Below are 17,991 nucleotides of genomic sequence, written 5' to 3'. Positions count from 1 at the left end.
CTCTAAGAACAAATGTCGTACATCGGTCGGGCGTTGCGATGGCTCTGCCTTCGCTTTAGAGCAGGAAAGGGACGGTCATGGCCGGACAATTGTCACTCGTCGAATCGGGGAAATCAGTGAACAACACGGACAGGCAGAAGGCGCTCGACGCCGCGCTCGCGCAGATCGATCGCGCCTTTGGCAAAGGCTCGGTGATGAAATTGGGCTCGAAGGAAGCGATGCAGGTCGAGGCGATCTCGACCGGTTCGCTCGGCCTCGACATCGCGCTCGGCGTCGGCGGCCTGCCGCGCGGCCGCGTTATCGAAATCTATGGTCCCGAAAGCTCGGGCAAGACCACGCTCGCGCTGCACGTCCTTGCCGAAGCGCAAAAGGGCGGTGGCACCGTTGCCTTTGTCGATGCCGAACATGCGCTCGACCCGGTTTATGCACGCAAGCTTGGCGTCAATATCGACGAACTGATCATCTCGCAGCCCGACACCGGCGAACAGGCACTCGAAATCGTCGACACGCTGGTGCGCTCGAACGCGATCGACGTGCTGGTCGTCGACTCGGTCGCCGCGCTGGTCCCGCGCGCGGAAATCGAGGGTGAGATGGGCGACACCCATGTCGGCCTGCAGGCGCGTCTGATGTCGCAGTCGCTGCGCAAGCTGACCGGTTCGATCAGTCGCTCGCGCTGCATGGTGATCTTCATCAACCAGCTGCGCATGAAAATCGGCGTGATGTACGGCAACCCCGAAACCACGACCGGCGGCAACGCGCTGAAATTCTACGCCTCGGTCCGCCTCGACATCCGCCGTACCGGCCAGATCAAGAATGGCGACGAGATCGTTGGCAACACGACCAAGGTCAAGGTGGTGAAGAACAAAGTCGCGCCGCCGTTCAAACAGGTCGAATTCGACATCATGTACGGGCAGGGCATTTCCAAGATCGGCGAGATCCTCGATCTGGGCGTCAAGGCCGGGATCGTCGAGAAATCGGGCGCCTGGTTCAGCTATGATTCGATCCGCATCGGGCAGGGCCGGGAAAATGCGAAGACCTTCCTCAAGGACAATCCGGAATTGATGGACCGGCTCGAAGCCGCCATCCGCAGCCGCACCGACGCGGTGGCCGAAGAAATGATGGTCGGCCCCGACGATGAAGGCGACGACGACAATTGATCCCGATCCGGTCGGCTCGCATTGGCGGGCCGACCGGGAAACGGCGGCGGGTCTTCAGCCCCTTGCACCTGCACTCCCCTCTCCCCGCAGGTGGACCCGCCGGCCGTTGACCTTTTGTGCTGTGGCGGTTTTTCCGGTATTGCTGGAGACGGCGACTTTGTGGTGGGAAGCGGACTCGCCTACCGAATGAGGTGAAATGCAATTTTGGTGTCCAAAAGCGAAGTTGCGATTGTTGCGCCTGTAACGTCTACCCCCTCGTTTAGCGCGTCATCCACCGCATTGAGATCGGCGCTGCTAGAAGCAATCAGTTTGTAAACCTCGTGATCCATCACGCCTTTGTTACGGTGATCACGAGCGATTTTCAGACCTTGAACATATTCGGGTTGCCGCATCAGTTTCGCATTCAAAAATGTTCCATCCGGCCCGCTCGCGGTTACGTTCGGATCGAAATCGACCACCCCCAATTCCTCCAAGATCGGTCGGCTGAAAGCTAGCGGTAGAAACGCCAGCAATCTTCTTGCTTGGCCTTCATCAAATCCGCTCCGCCTCAAGACAGCTACCTGTGCGTCTTTCCCGGCATCCCACATCTCAGCGATGACATCGGCTGCGAGCACAATTTGAGCTTCGAGAATGGGTTTCGCTTTTCGCCAAGGCAGTTTCATCGGATGAATCTACTCGGCAGTTCAGAGGTCTGCAATTGGTCGGTTCCGGTCATTTGTCGCCATATCGGTAGCGAAAGTCCGATGTGGGGTAGGGAGCGGACCTCATACGCTCGTCACCCCGGACTTGATCCGGGGTCCATGAGGCCATGCACCGCCCGCGACTTAGAGGGCGTATGGATCCCGGATCAAGTCCGGGATGACGATATGGCATATGGCAATGAACGGTCGTTGGCGGACGTCATTCGTTCCCGCTCGTGTCGAGCGAAGTCGAGACACCCATCGGCCATGCGCGGCTCTGCGGGGCATCTCGTCTTCGCTCGATGCGAACGGGGGTGGGAAGGACGGCTGTCGACCGGGCCTCCTGCACGTCGGCGCCGTTATCCTGTCTCACCATCGCGGTCCCTTTCGCCGTGCCTTGCGCGTGCTTTGCCAACGGCTACAAGCGAACCATGCCTGCGATCCGCCTCTTTGGCCTGCCCACCGATATCAACAGCAGCTTCGAACGGGGCGCGGCCGCCGGACCCGCGGCGATCCGCGCGGCGCTGTTCAGCGACCGCGGCAATATGGCGAGTGAACTCGGCGCCGAGATTGGCACCGACATCGTATTCACCGATGATGGCGATCTGCCGCTGACCGAAAACACTGCGCAGGACGATGCCGCGATCCGGCGCCACGTCGTGATGCTGCAGGAGGATGGCGAGGTGCCGTTGGCGGTCGGCGGCGATCATGCGGTGACCTTCCCGCTCGTCGAGGCCGCGGCGACCTGTTTCGGGCCGGTGAGCATCCTCCATTTCGACGCCCACCCCGATCTCTACGACGATTTCGGGGGCAATCCGCGCAGCCACGCTTCGCCCTTTGCCCGCATCTGCGAGGCCGGCCATGCCAAGCGACTGGTGCAGGTCGGCATCCGCACGCTCACCAACCATTGCCGCGAACAGGCGGCGCGCTTCGGCGTCGAGATCATTCCGATGGCCGATTTCACCCCCGATCGCGTCCCGGTCCTCGACGGCCCGCTCTACATCTCGATCGACCTCGACGGCCTCGACCCGTCGGCGGCGCCCGGCGTCGCGCATCCCGAGCCCGGCGGGCTGACGGTGCGCGAAGTTCTGGCGGTGCTGCACAAGCAGACCGCGCCGATCGTCGGCGCCGACATTGTCGAGCATCATCCCGGCCGCGATATCGGCGATGTCACCGCGATCCTCGGCGCGAAGCTCGTTCGCGAACTCACGGCGCTGATCGATCGCAACGGCCCTTATAAGAACTGACCCCTTGAGGAGAGCATCATGACCCTGATCGTCCACCATCTGAACAACAGCCGGTCGCAGCGCATATTGTGGCTGCTCGAAGAAATCGGCGCGTCCTATGAGGTCAAATATTATGACCGCGACGCGACGACCAACCTCGCGCCGCCCGAACTGATCGCGGTCCATCCGCTCGGCAAATCGCCGGTAATTTCCGATGGCGACCGCGTGATCATCGAATCGGGGGCGATCACCGAATATCTGTGCGAACGGCACGGCGGCGGGCATCTGGTGCCCGAGCGCGGCAGCGACGACCATATCAGCCACCTCGAATGGCTGCATTTTGCCGAAGGGTCGGCGATGACCCCGATCCTGCTGCGCATCTACACCGCGCGGCTGGGCGAGGCGGCGGCGCCGCTCGAACCGCGGATCAACCAGCAACTCGACGCGCATTTCGCCTATATGGAAAGCCGTGTCGGCGACAATGGTCACTTCATCGGCGACAGCCTGTCGGCGGCGGACATCATGCTGAGCTTCCCGGCCGAGATCGCGATCATGCAGGGCATGGCGCCGCGCTATCCCAAGCTCGCGGCCTTTGTGAACGCGTGCCATGCGCGCCCCGCCTGGCAGCGTGCGCGCGAAAAGGGCGGCGCTTATTATGGCTATTGACCAGCGGCGCTGGTTGCCGCTCGCCGCGCTGGGGCTGATCGCCAGCGCAGCGGCGGCGCAGGTGCCGCCGCTCGGGCCGGAGGTCGAGCGGATCGCGACGGGCGCCGACGGCGCCGCGTTCACCGTGGCGGCGGCCGACGAAAGCGCCGCGATGGGCCGCTTTGCCGTCTATACGATGGCGCTGGCGAAGCGCGATTATGCCAGCGCTTACGCGATGCTGCGGCTGTCGTTCCAGGCGGCGAACCCGCGGCTCGAATGGGAAATGAACCTGCGCAAGCGGACCACATTGTGGGCCGACGGCACGCTCCGCGTGCTGCGCGTCAGCTGGTATGCCGACCCCGCCGGGCAGCCGCCGGGGCTCTACGCCGCCTTTGATTTTCGCGGCGATCGCAAGGATGGGACGATGGATTGCGGCTATGTCGCGGTCCACCGCACTGCGCCGGGTGCCGACTGGACCGTCGTGCGCACCGACACCTCCGAAGTCCCCGCCGCGCTGATCGAGGATGGGGTGCCAAAGGCCGACGTGCTGCGACAATTGCCCTGCTATCTGGGCAAGGGGATCGCCACCGCTTTCTGATCGATTGCAGCGTTGATCGTCATCGACACGAAGCGGCTTGTCGCATGCCCGCAAAATCCCTAATTCGCGCGCATGACATCGACCAACGACATTCGCCGCTCGTTCCTCGACTATTTCGGGGGCACCGGGCACCATATCGAGCCGTCGGCGCCGCTGGTGCCGTACAACGACCCGACGTTGATGTTCGTCAACGCCGGGATGGTGCCGTTCAAGAATGTCTTCACGGGCCTCGAAAAGCGGCCGTACAGCACCGCGGCCTCGTCGCAGAAATGCGTCCGTGCGGGCGGCAAGCATAATGACCTCGACAATGTCGGCTTCACCGCGCGGCACCACACCTTCTTTGAAATGCTGGGCAATTTTTCGTTCGGTGATTATTTCAAGGAACAGGCGATCCATCATGCGTGGAACCTGATCACCAAGACCTGGGGGCTGGCGCCCGAACGGCTGACGGTCACCGTCTATCACACCGACGACGAAGCGTTCGACCTGTGGAAGAAGATCGCGGGGCTGCCCGAAGAGCGGATCATTCGCATCGCGACCAACGACAATTTCTGGTCGATGGGCGACACCGGGCCGTGCGGGCCGTGCAGCGAAATCTTTTACGACCATGGCGACCATATCTGGGGCGGCCCGCCGGGATCGCCCGAGGAAGACGGCGACCGTTTCGTCGAAATCTGGAACCTGGTGTTCATGCAATATGACCAGCGCGGTCCCGGCGACCGCGTCGACCTGCCGCGCCCCAGTATCGACACCGGCATGGGGCTGGAGCGCGTCGCTGCGGTGCTGCAGGGCGTCCACGACAATTATGACACCGACACGTTCAAGGCGCTGATCGCGGCGTCGGTCGACCTGACCGGGGTTCCGGCCGAGGGCGCGACGCAGGCGAGCCACCGCGTGATCGCCGACCATCTCCGCGCGTCGAGCTTCCTCGTCGCCGACGGAGTGCTGCCGTCGAACGAGGGGCGCGGTTATGTGCTGCGCCGGATCATGCGCCGCGCGATGCGGCACGCGCATCTGCTCGGCGCCAAGGATCCGCTGATGTACCGGCTGTTGCCGTCGCTGACCGCCGAGATGGGCGCCGCCTATCCCGAGCTGATCCGCGCCCAGCCGCTGATCGCCGAGACATTGGAGCGCGAGGAAACCAAGTTCCGCCAGACGCTCGACAAGGGGCTGCGGCTGCTCGACGAGGCAACGGTCGGCATGGGTGCGGGGGCGACCCTGCCCGGCGAGGTCGCGTTCAAGCTCTACGACACGTTCGGTTTCCCCTACGACCTGACCGAGGATGCGCTGCGCACGCAGGACATCGCGGTCGATCGTGCGGGTTTCGACGCGGCGATGGCGCAGCAGAAGGCGGCGGCGCGCGCGGCGTGGAAGGGCAGCGGGCAAAAGGCGTCGGAAGAGATCTGGTTCGACCTGGCCGAAACGAACGGCAGTACCGAATTCACCGGCTATGGCTCGACCGTCGGCGAAGGCCAGGTGATTGCGCTGGTCAAGGACGGCGTGCAGGTGGACGAGGGCAAGGCGGGCGACGAGCTGGTCGTTCTGACCAACCAGACACCCTTTTACGGCGAAAGCGGCGGCCAGATGGGCGACAGCGGCACGATCGCGACGCTGAGCGGTGCGAAGGCGTCGATCAGCGACACCGGCAAGCCGCTGGGGCGGCTGCACGCGCATCAGGCGAAGCTGGAGGCGGGGACGCTGAAGGTCGGCGATACGGTGCAGCTGACCGTCGATGCCGAGCGCCGCGACCGCATCCGCGCCAACCACAGCGCGACGCATTTGCTGCACGCCGCCTTGCGCAATCGCCTCGGCGGGCATGTGACGCAGAAGGGCAGTCTGGTGGCCGAGGACCGCTTCCGCTTCGACTTCTCGCATCCCAAGGCGCTGACGCCTGAAGAGATTGCCGATGTCGAGGCCGACGTGAACGCGCAGATCCGTGGCAACGAGGCGGTGACGACGCGGCTGATGACCCCGGACGACGCCGTCGCGGCGGGCGCGCTGGCGCTGTTCGGCGAGAAATATGGCGATGAAGTGCGCGTGCTGAGCATGGGCAGGGCGACCGACAATCATTATTCGGTCGAGCTTTGTGGCGGCACGCACGTCCGCGCGCTGGGCGACATCGCCTTGTTCAAGATCATCAGCGAAAGCGCGGTGTCTTCGGGCGTGCGGCGTATCGAGGCGCTGACCGGCGATGCCGCGCGCCAGTGGCTGAATGGCCGCGACGAGGCGCTGAAGGCCGCGGCCGCGGCGCTCAAGACCTCGCCCGACGACGTCCCGGCGCGCGTCGCGCAGCTGGCCGAGGCGCTCAAAAAGGCCGAGCGCGAGCTGGCCGATGCGAAGAAGGCCTTGGCCATGGGCGGCGGCGGCGCGAGCGGCCTGGCGGTCGAGCAGGTGGGCGATACCGCGTTCATCGCGCAGGTCGTCGACGGGCTCGATCCCAAGGAACTGCGCGGCACGGTCGACGGGCTGAAGAAGCAGGTCGGCAGCGGCGTCGCGATGCTGGTCGCGGTCAACGACGGGCGCGCTTCGGTCGCGGTCGGGGTGACCGAGGGCGTGGCCCATAACGCCGTCGATCTCGTCAAGCTCGCGGTTGCGGCGCTCGGCGGACAGGGCGGCGGCGGGCGGCCCGACATGGCGCAAGGCGGCGGTCCCGACGGCGGCGCGGCCGATGCGGCGGTGGCCGCGGTCAAAGCCGCGCTCGTTTGAAACCGACCAAGAAGACGCGGCGTACCGATCATGCCGAACGGCTGATCGCGGCGCCGCTGGTCGACGTCTTTTCGGCCTTCACTAGCGAGGCGAAGCTGGCGCAATGGTTGCCGCCCGAGGGCGCGACCGGCGAATTCGAGCATGTCGATTTGCGCTCGGGCGGCGGCTTTCTGATGCGGCTGACCTTTGACGATGCCGACGTCGAGACCAAGAGCGACGATGATAGCGATGTCGTCGAGGTCTATATTCCGACGCTCGACGACGGCCGCCTGATCGTGTGGGAGGTCGAATTCGTCTCCGACGATCCGCGCTTTTCGGGGACGATGGCGATGCACTGGTATCTGTCGCGGCAAGGCGGCGGCACGCTGGTGACGATCGACGCGCATCATGTGCCGCCGGGGATTTCGGCGAAGGATCACCTTGAAGGCCTGAATTCATCGTTGGCGAATTTGGCGCGGGTGGTGGAGGGCACGGCCTCCTAAATCCGTTCGCATCGAGCGAAGTCGAGATGCCCCTCGGTCGGGCGCCACCCCGATAGGTGTCTCGACTTCGCTCGACACGAACGGATTTTAGGAGCGGAACTAGCTTTCGACCCCCTTCGCCTTCCCCCACGCCCGCGCCGCGGTGTAACCCAGATACCCCGTCCCAAACAGCGCGTAGAGCGGCTCGGGAATCCCCGCGAGATAGGCGTTCATGCCGTCGGCTATCCCCTTGGCCATGTCGGGCCGTGCCGCGGCGATCAGACCCATCGGGATCGCCCACAGCAGCAGCGCATACATGACATAGAGGAAGCTCGGCCGCGCGCGGCTGGTCCACGGGTCGGCGCTGTTCGCCTCGGCGACGATCGCGGTCATCCGGGTGCGGATCGCCTCCATCTCCTGGCTGCCCTCCATCTTGAGCAGTTCGAGCTTGGCGCGGTCGCGCGCTTCGGGGTCGGGGATGATCTTGTCGATCAGCTTGGCGATCGGGCCGATCAGGCCTTCGATGATGCTCATATCGATTTTCCTTTTTGCTAGAGAATCCTCACAACTTCACTCGCGATTCACATGTTTTTCCGGGATCAGGGCTGGCCGATGCGGTTGGCGAGCCAGCCGTAGAGAAACGCTTCCTGGCTGGGGCGGCGCTCGGCGAGCGCGATGTAGCGTTCGCCTTGCAGCGCCTCCATCGCGCGCAGCAGCACGGTTTCGCCGCCGACGCCGCGCGCGCGCAGAAAAGCGTCGAGCGCCGACAGGGTGCGCGCGCCAATGTCGCGATCGACGGCGATGTCGGGATAGTCGCGCGCGGCGCGGTTGAGCGCGTTGAGCGCGCGTTGCAGAAACCCGGCGGCGGTGCCGGTGCCCATGTTGACGCCGGTGTCGAACAATTCGGCGGCGATCGCCGGGGCGCGCAACGCGACCTTGTCGAAACCCGGACGCAACCAATAGAGGCGGCGATAGATGGTTGCGGCTTCTGTGCGCGGCAGGTCACGCATGGCGCCGTCATAGCCCTGGGCGCGGGCCACCGCCTCGGTAATTCCCCAGCAGGTTGGGCCACCGCGGTCGGCAGGGTGGTTTACATATCGGCCTTCGCGGTCGATGACGGCATCGATCAGCGCGTCGGCATCGACGCTTGGGCAATCGGATCTGGGCATGAGTCGCTCCTTTGGTTTGTTGGATCGTCAAAACGAACCATATTGGAATATTGTAGGAAAGGGTTTTCGCGATGCGGGCGTTGCAGGTGAGCGCGTTGCTGCCCGATCATGCGGGGGCCGCGGTAACGGATCTGCCGGTGCCGCAGCCGGGCCCGGGCGAGGTGCGGGTGCGCGTACGCGCGGCGGCGGTGAATTTCCCTGACCTGCTGATGACGCGCGGCGACTATCAGTTGAAGCCCGCGCTGCCGTTTGTTTCGGGGCTGGAGTTTGCGGGCGAGGTCGATGCGCTGGGCGAAGGGGTTGTTGGCTGGCAGGTCGGTGACGCGGTGGTCGGCGGCAACCGGTTTGGCGCGATGGCCGAATATTGCGTCGCGCCGGCGGCGGCGCTGCGCGCCAGGCCCGCGCGGCTGTCGTGGGAAGAGGCGGCGGCCTACCCGGTCGCGTACCTCACCGCCTATGTCGCGCTGGTCCGCTGTGCGCGGGTCGCGCCGGGCGAATGGGTGCTGGTGCATGGCGCGGCGGGCGGCGTCGGGCTGGCGGCGGTCGATCTGGCCAAGGCGCTGGGCGCGCGGGTGATCGCGGCAGCGAGCAGCGCCGCCAAGCGCGAGGCGGTGGCGCGGTGCTATGCGCCCGATGCAGTGATCGATTCCGAAGCCCGATTCCGCGAGCAGGTGAAGGACCTGACGGGCGGGGCGGGGGCCGATGTGATCTTTGATCCGGTTGGCGGCGACATATTCGACGAATCGACGCGGTGCATTGCATTCGGCGGGCGGTTGCTGGTCATCGGCTTCGCGTCGGGGCGGATCCCCACGGTGTCGGTCAACCTGCCGCTGATCAAGGGCTTTGCGGTCGTCGGGGTGCGCGCGGGCGAGTATGGGCGGCGGTTTCCCGAGCGCGGCGCCGAGAATGTCGCGGCGATCGACGCGCTGGCGGCAGCGGGGGAGATTCGCCCGCATGTCCATGCCGCGCTCGACCTGGCCGAGTGGCGCACCGGCTTCGCCATGCTGGAGCGGCGCGAGGTGGTGGGGAAGGTGGTGCTGAAACCGTGACGAACCGAGCCTGATGCCATAGTTTTGCGACACGCGACCTGCCATGTCCGGGCGGGGCGTTTCGGCGAATTCGCCAAACACGACAAAAGGACATGCAATGAAGAAATTGACGATGGCTGCGGCCGCATTTGGGCTGGCGTTGCCGATCGCGTCCGCCGCCCAGCCGCCACAGGATGGTGGCCGGATGTTCGCGATGATTGACGCCAATGGCGACGGCAAGCTCGACAAGGCCGAAGTCACCAAAATGGCCGAAATGCGTGCGCAGCGGCAGGGCGATCCGACATTGGCGTCGCCGGAAAAGGTTGCCGCTTTTATCAAGCACGTCGATGCCAATGGCGATGGTGCGATCGACAAGGCCGAACTGGACACGATGCGCAAGGCGCGCGCTTCGGCGCCGCCGCCGGAAGCGAACTGACGCGGGCGCGGCGGCAGCCGTCAGGCTGTCGCCGCAAACCTGCCCCGGGCAGGGTGAAGAATTCAGAAGAAAATTGGTCGGGACGAGAGGATTCGAACCTCCGACCCCCACACCCCCAGTGTGATGCGCTACCAGGCTGCGCTACGTCCCGACCGGCCCTGCTGGGCAGGCGAGGCCCCTAGCGCGGCTTGGCGGGGGATGCAAGGCTCTCCTGAGCAAAGCATCAGGTCGCGATGGCCGCAAAGCGCGCCGAGCGCGCCGCGCCCTTGACCTTGTCGCCATCCTCCCCATTTCGTCGGCGCCTGACGAGGGGGCGGCGCAGCGACCGGTTGCGCGCAACGCCCCTGCATGATAGGCGCCGCGCCATTCATACGCGCCGGTTCCGTTGGGGACAGGCTGTGTTTTCAAACGGAAAGTTTTTCACCCATGTCGACGCAATTGCTTCTGACCCAGGCGGCCGGATCGGGCGGCGGGGCCGCCGGCTTCCTGATGCTGGTGCCCTATCTGCTGATCTTTGTCGTGTTCTGGTTCTTCCTGATCCGCCCGCAGCAGGTGCGCGCCAAGGAGCATCGCAACAAGATCGCCGCGGTGAAGCCGCGCGATCAGGTGGTGACCGGCGGCGGCATCGTCGGCAAGGTCACGCGCGTCGACGATGATTTCGCCGACGTCGAAATCGCGCAGGGCGTCAAGATCAAGGTCGTCAAATCGACCCTGGCCGACGTGATGCAGCCCGGCGCCAAGCCCGCCAACGACTGACGCGGCGGGGCCGGCGTCGCCGCCGCCCCGCGCATGCTATCGGACCCATAGACCATGCTCGATTTCCCGCGCTGGAAAACCATCAGCATCAGCATCATCCTGATGCTCGGTATCCTCTTTTCCATCCCCAGCTTTCTGCCCGAAAAGACGCTGAACAGCCTGCCATCATTCCTGCAGGCCAAGGTCAATCTGGGTCTCGATCTGGCCGGTGGCAGCCATTTGCTGCTCGAGGCCGACATTGACGACCTGCGGAAAACCCAGTTGACCAGCATGGAAAAGACCGTGCGCACCGCGATGCGCGGCGAGCGCGGCCCCGACGACGACATCGCGATCGGCGAGTTGTCGGTCGCGGGCGGCAAGATCAGCTTTCTCGTCCGCGATCAGGCGCAGCTCGACGACGCGCGCGACCGGTTGTTCAGCCAGACGCAGGGCGCCGCGATGACCGGCCAGCGCGACTGGAACATCGACATCATCGACACCACGCGGATCGTGATGACCCCGACCAGCGCCGGACAGACGCAGGCGGTTGCCGACGCGATGGATTCGGCGCGCGACATCATCGACAAGCGCGTCAACGACCTGGGCACCCGCGAACCGACGATCATCCGCGAAGGCAATGATCGCGTCGTTGTCCAGGTGCCGGGCCTCCAGGATCCGGCGGCGCTGAAAGAATTGATCGGCAAGACCGCGCGGCTGGAATTCCGCATGGTCGACCCCAACGCCGACCCCGCCGAAGCCGCCGCGGGCCGCGTGCCGGTGGGCAGCGAGATCGTCCCTTATGCCGAGGGTGAGGGCAGCGGCGCGTCGTTTGAGGTGCTGCGCCGTCAGGTGATGATCAGCGGCGAGCAGCTGATCAACGCGCGCCAAAGCTATGACGCGCAGTCGAACGAGCCGGTCGTTTCGATCAGTTTCGATTCGGGCGGATCGAGCACCTTTGCCAAGGTAACCGCGCAGAATGTCGGTAAACGCTTTGCGATGGTGCTGGATGGCAAAGTGTTGTCGGCGCCGTCGATCAACGAACCGATCCTGGGCGGCACGGCGCAGATTTCGGGCAGCTTTTCGGTCGCGAGCGCCAATGCGCTGGCGATTTCGCTGCGATCGGGCGCGTTGCCGGTGAAGATGGCGGTGGTCGAGGAACGCACCGTGACCCCCGAACTGGGCGCCGATTCGATCCGCAAGGGCGCGATCGCGGGCATCATCGCGACCGCCGCGGTGCTGACGCTGATGATCATCGTCTATGGCCGCTTTGGCGTTTATGCCAATATCGCGCTGTTCTTTAACGTGTTCCTGATCATCGCGATCATGGCGGCGTTCAACGCGACGCTGACCTTGCCGGGCATCGCCGGTTTCGTGCTGACGATCGGCGCGGCGGTCGACGCCAACGTGCTGATCAACGAGCGAATACGCGAAGAATTGAAGCGCGGGCGAAAGGTTTTCCAAGCCGTCGAGCTGGGCTATTCCGAAGCCAGCCGCGCGATTTTCGACGCCAACGTCACCAACGTGATCGCCGCGGCGCTGATGTTCTGGTTCGGCTCCGGCCCGATCAAGGGGTTCGCCGTGGTGCTGACCATCGGCATCGTCACCAGCGTCTTTACCGCCGTCACTGTCACGCGGATGTTCGTCGCCCACTGGCTGCGGACCAAGCGTCCGACGTCGATCAACATTTAAGGGAGCGAAACGATGCGCTTGCTCAAACTCGTCCCCGACGACACCAATATCGATTTTCTGAAGTGGCGGAAACTCGCGTCCTTCATGAGCTTTTTCCTGGTCGTGGTGTCGATCGCGCTGGTCGCGACCAAAGGCCTCAATCTCGGCGTCGATTTTGTCGGCGGCCAGTCGGTGCGGGTCGAATTCACGCAGGACATGCCGCCGATCGACGAAATTCGCGAAAAGGTCGGCAACATCGGCCTGGGCGAAGCGACGATCCAGCAGTTCGGATCCGACAAGGCTGTGTCGATCCGTACTGCGCTGCCCGAAGGCGACAAGTCTGCCGCCGAGCGCGCCGGACAGCAACTGGTAACGGGTATCCAGAAAGCCTTTCCGACCGCGAAGGCCGGTTCGGTGGAAACCGTGTCGGGCAAGGTGTCGGGCGAGTTGATCCGCACCGGCGCGATCAGCCTGGGCCTCGCGATCATCGGCATTTCGATCTATATCTGGATCCGCTTTGAATGGCAGTTCGGCGTCGGCGCGCTAGGCCGCCTGTTCCACGAGGTGTCGTTGACGTTCGGCCTGTTCGCGGTGACGCAGATGCAGTTCGACCTGAACAGCGTCGCGGCCTTGCTGACGATCGTCGGCTATTCGCTCAACGATACGATCGTCGTCTATGACCGCATCCGCGAAAATCTGAAAAAATACCGCAAGATGGAGATTGTTCCGCTCCTCAATCTCAGCATCAACGAAACGCTGTCGCGCACGGTGATGACCACTCTGGCGATGCTGCTCGCGCTGGGCGTGCTGTTGATCTTTGGCCCCGACGTGATTTTCGGCTTTACCGCTGCGATGTTGTTCGGCGTGTTCATCGGGGGCTATTCGTCGGTGTTGATGTCGACCCCGGTGCTCGTCTGGCTGAAGGTCGGACCCGACAGCTTTATCCCGCGCACCAGCGCAGGCATGGACGGCGGCGAGCGGGTCGAACGCAAGGACGACGGCGCGGTCGTTTAATCTGATCCAAGGATTGGAGTTACCGTAGCCCTGAGCCTGTCGAAGGGCGCTTATCCTGAGAGGCGCCCTTCGACAGGTTCAGGGCTGCGGTTCATTTTTTCCTGACGGTTTTGCACAGCGGCGCAGATGCGCTGCGAGTTCGCGGCCGTTGCGATCCCAGTCGAAGCGGCCGCCCAGGCTGGCGGCGACGTCGGGCGCCGCGGGCGGGTTGGCGAGGATCGCCTGCACCGCAGTTGCAATCGCGTCAGGCGTGCGCTGGACGATGCGGCCCGCGACGGGTGAGGTGACCAGTTCGGCGGCGCCGCCGGCATCGCTGATGACGATCGGGGTGCCGCAGGCGAGCGCCTCGACCCAGGCATTGGCGAGGCCTTCGCTGACCGACGGCATAACCACCGCGTCGGCGGCGCGATAAAGCTGCGGCAGGTCGGCGTTGGCGACCGGACCCATGAACCGAACACGCGGCTCGACGCCAAGTCGCTGCGCCAGCGCGCGGTAGCGGTCTTCGGCTTCGCCCGCCCCGGCGAGCCAATACTGGACGCCGGGCAGCGCGGGGAGCGCTTCGATCACAAGCGCCTGACCCTTGCGGGGGATGAGCGCGCCGACGGTCAGGATCATCGGCGCGTCGCCGATGCCCAGCGCGGCGCGCGCGGCGGCGCGGTCGCCGGGGGCAAAGCGGGCGGTGTCGATGCCGGTGTAGTGGACTGCGATCTTGGCGGGATCGATGCCGATCGCCGCCATGTCGCGGTGCATCGCGTCCGACACAGCGAGCAGGCCCGCCGCCTTGTCGGCGGCCTTGATCAGCTGCGGCGCGGTTGCCGGGTCATGGCCGAAATGGCTGATGTCGGCGCCGCGCGCCTTAACCGAGAAGGGGAGGCCGAGCGCGGCGGCGACGCGCATCGCGGCGGGGCCGTCTGGGTAGAAGAATTGCGCGTCAACGACGTCGAATGTGTGGCCGGGCACCGCCGACAGCACGGCGCGCGCGACCATCGCCGGGTTGAGGCGGGCGCCGAGACGCGGGATCAGCGCGAAGCGCGGGCGGTGGACGGTGAGGCCGTGCCAGCTTTCGGTCCGCGGCAGGTCGCGCAGCTTGCGATAGCGTGGGTGCAGCGAGAGCGGGAAGGGTGGCAGGCCGACGGGCGCGACGACGGTGAGGTCGATTCCCGGCTGTGCGGCGAGCGCGCGCAGGCTCTTTTCGACGAACAGCCCGAAGTTGGGCCGCGCCGCGTCGGGGAACAGCGTGGCGATCGACACGACGCGCAGGGGCGGAGCGTCGGTCACTCAGAGCGTGCGGATCAGCCGCACCGCGACCGCCGCCCATGGCGGGTTGCTGACGATCTGTTGCCGCCCCCCGGCGCCGAGCGGCAGCAGGTGCAATTTCTCGCCATCGACGTTGAGCAGCCGTGCGAAGAAAAAGCGCCCGGCGGGGCGCGGAACGAGCAGGTCGCGGTTGAGCGCGCCCGTCCAGTCGCCCGCGATGCGGCGGCACCAGATTTCGTCGCCGGCGCGATAATCGCCGATTGATGAGGTGACGCGCACCGCGACCATGTCCTCACCCGGGCGCGCGGTCAGCGCCTGTTCGACCCGCGTCGGCGCCTGCGCGCCATCGGCGCCGAGATGCGCCGTGATGGTGAGCTGGGTATCCTGCGGCAATTGCACTAGGTCGGCGGCATCGACCCCGAGCGCCGCGGCGATGCGGTTCATCCAGCCGAGCGACAGCGTGCGCGTCCCGGTTTCGAGGCGGCCGATCGTCTGCGCGGTGGTCGGCGGATCGCAGCGCGCACCGACCTCTTCGAGCGTCAGGCCCTTGGCGCGGCGAACCGAGCGGATGCTGTTGATCATCGCAAAACCCTCAAATAACCAAATCGGTTTCTTCTTTCCTACAAAATATTCCAGTGTCAAGGTCTGTCTTCTGCCCGAGGAGATTGGAATGATCGCACGCCAGCTTGCCACCCGTCTGCACCCCGACGATCATATCGACCCCGGCAAGACCGGCCCGCAGACGATGCGGCATGTAACGATCAATATGGCCGAGAGCCCGATTGCCTGGCTGGCGGCGCGCGGCCATTTGACGCAGGCGCAACTCGGCGCGGGCGAACGGCTGCGCGCCGATTATGAGCGCGCCGGGCTGGCGGCGCGGGTGACAATGCGCTGGGACGCGGCGCCGCCCGCGAAGAGCCGCGGCGGCGCGCGCGCGGCGGATGCTTCGCTGGCGCGCATCGACGCGCACCGGCGTTTTCATGCGGCGCTCGATGCGGCGGGGCCGGGTCTGGCCGACATCTGCTGGCGGGTGATTTGTGCGGGTGAGGGGATTGCCGGGGCAGAGAAGGGGCTGGGGTGGCCGACGCGGTCGGGGAAGCTGGTGCTGGGGCTGGCGCTGGATCGGTTGGCGCGGTTTTATGGGGTGGGATAGTCGGTGTGTACGACCGGAAACGACCAATTGCAGACCTACAATTTCGTCACCCCGGACTTGATCCGGGGTCCATCCCCCCTTGCGCCGCGCTATGCTGCGAGGGCGGATGGATCCCGGATCAAGTCCGGGATGACGAAGCCAGAAGGCGTCCGCTAACCACCCCAAAGCAGCCGTCATCGGCCTTGGTAAACCGAGCCGACTTATTGGAGCGCCTCAACCTCTTCGGCCAGCTCCAGCCAGCGATCTTCCGCCGCCGCCTTTTCTTCGCGCAGCGTCTCCAGCTTGCCCGTCAGCGCGGTGAATTTTGCATGGTCGCGCGCGAACAGACTGCCGTCGGACAATTCCGTTTCCGCCGCTGCCATCTCCGTCTCGATCGCCTCGATCCGGCCCGGCAGCAGGTCGTAATCGCGCTGATCCTTGTAGCTCAGCTTTTTGCGCGCGGTCGGCGGGGGCGGGGCGGCGGCGGTTGACGCCTTGGTTTTGACGCTGTTCGGCTTGACCCGCTTCGCTTCCCAGTCGGCATAGCCGCCCGCGACAATGTCGACCTTGCCGGTGCCGTCGAGGCCGAGCGTTACGGTGACGGTGCGGTCGAGGAAGTCGCGGTCATGGCTGACCAGCAGCACGGTGCCGGCGTAATCGGCGATGACTTCCTGCAGCAGGTCGAGCGTTTCGAGGTCGAGGTCGTTGGTCGGCTCGTCGAGCACGAGCAGGTTCGATTCGCGGGCGAATTCGCGCGCGAGCAACAATCGCGAGCGTTCGCCGCCCGACAGCGCGCCGACGCTGGCCTCCATCACGCCGGGATCGAACAGGAACTCCTTGAGATAACCCTGGATATGCTTTTTGACCCCGCGCACCTCGACCCAGTCGCCGCCGTCGGCGAGAATGTCGCGCACGGTCTTGTCGGGCGACATCAGGCTGCGCTGCTGGTCGATGATGATGCCGTCGAGCGTCGGGGCGAGGGTGATGCTGCCCTCGTCGGGCTCGATCTCGCCGGTGAGCAGTTTGAGCAGGGTCGACTTGCCCGCGCCGTTGGCGCCGACGATGCCGATGCGGTCGCCGCGCTGAACGCGGAAATCGAAATTCTTGATGATCGTGCGGTCGCCGAAGCTTTTCGACACACCCTCGGCAACGATGACGGACTTCGAGCGGACGTCGTCGTTGGCGAGGCCGAGCTTGGCGACGCCGGGGCCGCCGATCATCGCGGCGCGGGTGGCGCGCATTTCCTTCAGCTTTTCCAGCCGGCCCTGGTTGCGCTTGCGGCGCGCGGTGACGCCGCGTTCGAGCCAGTGCGCTTCGAGCCGCAGTTTCGAATCGAGCCGCTGCGCGGCGCGCGCTTCCTCGGCGGCGATCGCGTCGCTCCATTCCTCGAAACCGCCGAAGCCGATTTCCTTGCGGCGGATGCTGCCGCGGTCGAGCCACAGCGTCTGGCGCGTCAGGCGGGTAAGAAAGGTACGGTCGTGGCTGATCGCCACAAACGCGCCGGTGTAACGCGCGAGCCAGGATTCGAGCCAGTCGATTGCCGCGAGATCGAGGTGGTTGGTCGGTTCGTCGAGCAGCAGCACGTCGGGGTTTTGCGCGAGCGCGCGGGCCAGCGCGGCGCGGCGGCGCTCGCCGCCCGAGGCGCTGGCGGCGGTGCGGCTCATGTCGATGCCGAGCTGGTCGGCGATCGCGGCGACTTCAAATTCTTCGGGGGCTTCGGGCGCCGCGAGCGCAAAATCCATCAGCGTCGCAAATGGCGCGAAGTCGGGTTCCTGTTCGAGCATCACGACGTGCGTCCCGGGAACGATCACCCGCTTGCCTTTGTCGGCGTCGATCTGGCCCGCGAGCAGCTTGAGCAGCGTCGTCTTGCCCGCGCCGTTGCGCCCGATCAGCGCCAGCCGGTCACGCTCGCCGACATAGATGTCGAGATCCTGGAACAGCCAGCCGCTGCCCTGCACAAGGCCGAGGCCTTCATAAGAAAGAATGGGAGCTGCCATGATGAACGGCGCGCTACCGATCCATTCAGCATCATGCAAGCGCCGTCCGCGCAAAGGCCGGAACGGGTTCAGTCCGTCTGCG

18 protein-coding genes and 1 tRNA gene are annotated in these 17,991 nt (G+C 65.4%); 12 read left to right on the top strand and 7 right to left on the bottom strand.

What is annotated here, in order from left to right; all coding sequences use genetic code 11:
• The first annotated feature begins 77 nt into the window (after positions 1-77).
• Positions 78-1,157, top strand: coding sequence for a recombinase RecA (recA, locus tag FFS68_RS11340; protein ID WP_137753305.1), 1,080 nt, complete (start codon positions 78-80; stop codon positions 1,155-1,157).
• A gap of 179 nt (positions 1,158-1,336) precedes the next feature.
• On the opposite strand, the gene FFS68_RS11335 is transcribed toward recA, so the two are convergent.
• Positions 1,337-1,819: a hypothetical protein gene (locus tag FFS68_RS11335; RefSeq protein ID WP_137753304.1), complete on the bottom strand. Its 483-nt coding sequence runs from the start codon at positions 1,817-1,819 to the stop codon at positions 1,337-1,339.
• A gap of 449 nt (positions 1,820-2,268) precedes the next feature.
• Between FFS68_RS11335 and speB the strand changes: the two genes are divergently transcribed.
• The 5 genes from speB (at position 2,269) to FFS68_RS11310 (ending at position 7,494) form a co-directional block, all read left to right on the top strand.
• Positions 2,269-3,084 (top strand): agmatinase, encoded by an 816-nt coding sequence (gene speB / locus FFS68_RS11330; RefSeq protein ID WP_137753303.1) that lies wholly within the window; start codon positions 2,269-2,271, stop codon positions 3,082-3,084.
• Between the two features lie 18 nt (positions 3,085-3,102).
• A complete protein-coding gene (locus FFS68_RS11325; protein ID WP_137753302.1) occupies positions 3,103-3,729 on the top strand; it encodes a glutathione S-transferase family protein in 627 nt (208 codons plus the stop codon).
• The gene (locus FFS68_RS11320) at positions 3,719-4,306 is read left to right on the top strand and encodes a hypothetical protein (RefSeq protein WP_137753301.1); all 588 of its coding nucleotides are present in this window, start codon (positions 3,719-3,721) and stop codon (positions 4,304-4,306) included. Before FFS68_RS11325 ends, FFS68_RS11320 begins: the two co-directional genes overlap by 11 nt.
• Before the next feature lie 72 nt (positions 4,307-4,378).
• Positions 4,379-7,012: an alanine--tRNA ligase gene (gene alaS / locus FFS68_RS11315; RefSeq protein WP_137753300.1), complete on the top strand. Its 2,634-nt coding sequence runs from the start codon at positions 4,379-4,381 to the stop codon at positions 7,010-7,012.
• A complete protein-coding gene (locus FFS68_RS11310) occupies positions 7,009-7,494 on the top strand; it encodes an SRPBCC family protein (protein ID WP_137753299.1) in 486 nt (161 codons plus the stop codon). Before alaS ends, FFS68_RS11310 begins: the two co-directional genes overlap by 4 nt.
• A 99-nt stretch (positions 7,495-7,593) precedes the next feature.
• Here the strand turns inward: FFS68_RS11310 and FFS68_RS11305 are convergent, their stop codons facing one another.
• Both FFS68_RS11305 and FFS68_RS11300 read right to left on the bottom strand, forming a co-directional pair.
• Positions 7,594-8,007 (bottom strand): holin family protein, encoded by a 414-nt coding sequence (locus FFS68_RS11305; RefSeq protein WP_137753298.1) that lies wholly within the window; start codon positions 8,005-8,007, stop codon positions 7,594-7,596.
• Positions 8,008-8,072: 65 nt separating this feature from the next.
• Complete coding sequence (locus FFS68_RS11300) at positions 8,073-8,642, bottom strand: glycosyl hydrolase 108 family protein (RefSeq protein WP_137753297.1); 570 nt, start codon at positions 8,640-8,642, stop codon at positions 8,073-8,075.
• Between the two features lie 71 nt (positions 8,643-8,713).
• On the opposite strand from FFS68_RS11300, the gene FFS68_RS11295 reads away from it, so the two are divergent.
• Together FFS68_RS11295 and FFS68_RS11290 are read left to right on the top strand one after the other, a co-directional pair.
• Positions 8,714-9,691, top strand: a complete 978-nt coding sequence (locus FFS68_RS11295) for an NADPH:quinone oxidoreductase family protein (RefSeq protein WP_137753296.1) — start codon at positions 8,714-8,716, stop codon at positions 9,689-9,691.
• Positions 9,692-9,803: 112 nt separating this feature from the next.
• Positions 9,804-10,106 carry an EF-hand domain-containing protein gene (locus FFS68_RS11290; RefSeq protein ID WP_171003839.1) on the top strand — a complete coding sequence of 101 codons (303 nt, stop codon included), beginning with the start codon at positions 9,804-9,806 and terminating at the stop codon, positions 10,104-10,106.
• 74 nt (positions 10,107-10,180) lie between these two features.
• Here FFS68_RS11290 and FFS68_RS11285 read toward each other — a convergent pair.
• Positions 10,181-10,257, bottom strand: a tRNA-Pro gene (locus FFS68_RS11285).
• A gap of 275 nt (positions 10,258-10,532) precedes the next feature.
• Between FFS68_RS11285 and yajC the strand changes: the two genes are divergently transcribed.
• The 3 genes from yajC to secF are packed head-to-tail and all read left to right on the top strand — an operon-like array spanning position 10,533 to position 13,523.
• Positions 10,533-10,862 carry a preprotein translocase subunit YajC gene (gene yajC, locus FFS68_RS11280; protein WP_137753294.1) on the top strand — a complete coding sequence of 110 codons (330 nt, stop codon included), beginning with the start codon at positions 10,533-10,535 and terminating at the stop codon, positions 10,860-10,862.
• 54 nt (positions 10,863-10,916) lie between these two features.
• On the top strand, positions 10,917-12,530 hold the full coding sequence (secD, locus tag FFS68_RS11275; protein WP_137753293.1) for a protein translocase subunit SecD: 1,614 nt from the start codon (positions 10,917-10,919) through the stop codon (positions 12,528-12,530).
• A 12-nt stretch (positions 12,531-12,542) separates the two neighbouring features.
• Positions 12,543-13,523: a protein translocase subunit SecF gene (secF, locus tag FFS68_RS11270; RefSeq protein ID WP_137753292.1), complete on the top strand. Its 981-nt coding sequence runs from the start codon at positions 12,543-12,545 to the stop codon at positions 13,521-13,523.
• Between the two features lie 78 nt (positions 13,524-13,601).
• On the opposite strand, the gene FFS68_RS11265 is transcribed toward secF, so the two are convergent.
• Together FFS68_RS11265 and FFS68_RS11260 are read right to left on the bottom strand one after the other, a co-directional pair.
• A complete protein-coding gene (locus tag FFS68_RS11265) occupies positions 13,602-14,801 on the bottom strand; it encodes a glycosyltransferase (protein WP_249340129.1) in 1,200 nt (399 codons plus the stop codon).
• Positions 14,802-15,362: a helix-turn-helix transcriptional regulator gene (locus FFS68_RS11260; RefSeq protein ID WP_137753291.1), complete on the bottom strand. Its 561-nt coding sequence runs from the start codon at positions 15,360-15,362 to the stop codon at positions 14,802-14,804.
• 163 nt (positions 15,363-15,525) lie between these two features.
• Here FFS68_RS11260 and FFS68_RS11255 point away from each other — a divergent pair, with 163 nt between their 5' ends.
• The gene (locus FFS68_RS11255; protein ID WP_137753325.1) at positions 15,526-15,933 is read left to right on the top strand and encodes a DUF6456 domain-containing protein; all 408 of its coding nucleotides are present in this window, start codon (positions 15,526-15,528) and stop codon (positions 15,931-15,933) included.
• A gap of 200 nt (positions 15,934-16,133) precedes the next feature.
• Here the strand turns inward: FFS68_RS11255 and FFS68_RS11250 are convergent, their stop codons facing one another.
• A complete protein-coding gene (locus FFS68_RS11250) occupies positions 16,134-17,909 on the bottom strand; it encodes an ATP-binding cassette domain-containing protein (protein ID WP_137753290.1) in 1,776 nt (591 codons plus the stop codon).
• Between the last annotated feature and the right edge of the window lie 82 nt (positions 17,910-17,991).

It is taken from the genome of Sphingopyxis sp. L1A2A (genome assembly GCF_005502465.1).
Classification (GTDB): Bacteria; Pseudomonadota; Alphaproteobacteria; order Sphingomonadales; family Sphingomonadaceae; genus Sphingopyxis.
This window is presented reverse-complemented; position numbering and strand designations above follow the sequence as displayed.

Excerpts from the sequence above, each read along its gene's own strand:
- secF (WP_137753292.1), top strand. The coding sequence starts at position 12,543 with ATGCGCTTGCTCAAACTCGTCCCCGACGACACCAATATCGATTTTCTG.
- FFS68_RS11300 (WP_137753297.1), bottom strand. The coding sequence starts at position 8,642 with ATGCCCAGATCCGATTGCCCAAGCGTCGATGCCGACGCGCTGATCGAT.
- FFS68_RS11320 (WP_137753301.1), top strand. The coding sequence starts at position 3,719 with ATGGCTATTGACCAGCGGCGCTGGTTGCCGCTCGCCGCGCTGGGGCTG.
- FFS68_RS11325 (WP_137753302.1), top strand. The coding sequence starts at position 3,103 with ATGACCCTGATCGTCCACCATCTGAACAACAGCCGGTCGCAGCGCATA.
- secD (WP_137753293.1), top strand. The coding sequence starts at position 10,917 with ATGCTCGATTTCCCGCGCTGGAAAACCATCAGCATCAGCATCATCCTG.
- FFS68_RS11250 (WP_137753290.1), bottom strand. The coding sequence starts at position 17,909 with ATGGCAGCTCCCATTCTTTCTTATGAAGGCCTCGGCCTTGTGCAGGGC.
- FFS68_RS11335 (WP_137753304.1), bottom strand. The coding sequence starts at position 1,819 with ATGAAACTGCCTTGGCGAAAAGCGAAACCCATTCTCGAAGCTCAAATT.
- yajC (WP_137753294.1), top strand. The coding sequence starts at position 10,533 with ATGTCGACGCAATTGCTTCTGACCCAGGCGGCCGGATCGGGCGGCGGG.
- FFS68_RS11290 (WP_171003839.1), top strand. The coding sequence starts at position 9,804 with ATGGCTGCGGCCGCATTTGGGCTGGCGTTGCCGATCGCGTCCGCCGCC.
- alaS (WP_137753300.1), top strand. The coding sequence starts at position 4,379 with ATGACATCGACCAACGACATTCGCCGCTCGTTCCTCGACTATTTCGGG.
- recA (WP_137753305.1), top strand. The coding sequence starts at position 78 with ATGGCCGGACAATTGTCACTCGTCGAATCGGGGAAATCAGTGAACAAC.
- speB (WP_137753303.1), top strand. The coding sequence starts at position 2,269 with ATGCCTGCGATCCGCCTCTTTGGCCTGCCCACCGATATCAACAGCAGC.
- FFS68_RS11260 (WP_137753291.1), bottom strand. The coding sequence starts at position 15,362 with ATGATCAACAGCATCCGCTCGGTTCGCCGCGCCAAGGGCCTGACGCTC.
- FFS68_RS11255 (WP_137753325.1), top strand. The coding sequence starts at position 15,526 with ATGCGGCATGTAACGATCAATATGGCCGAGAGCCCGATTGCCTGGCTG.
- FFS68_RS11305 (WP_137753298.1), bottom strand. The coding sequence starts at position 8,007 with ATGAGCATCATCGAAGGCCTGATCGGCCCGATCGCCAAGCTGATCGAC.
- FFS68_RS11295 (WP_137753296.1), top strand. The coding sequence starts at position 8,714 with ATGCGGGCGTTGCAGGTGAGCGCGTTGCTGCCCGATCATGCGGGGGCC.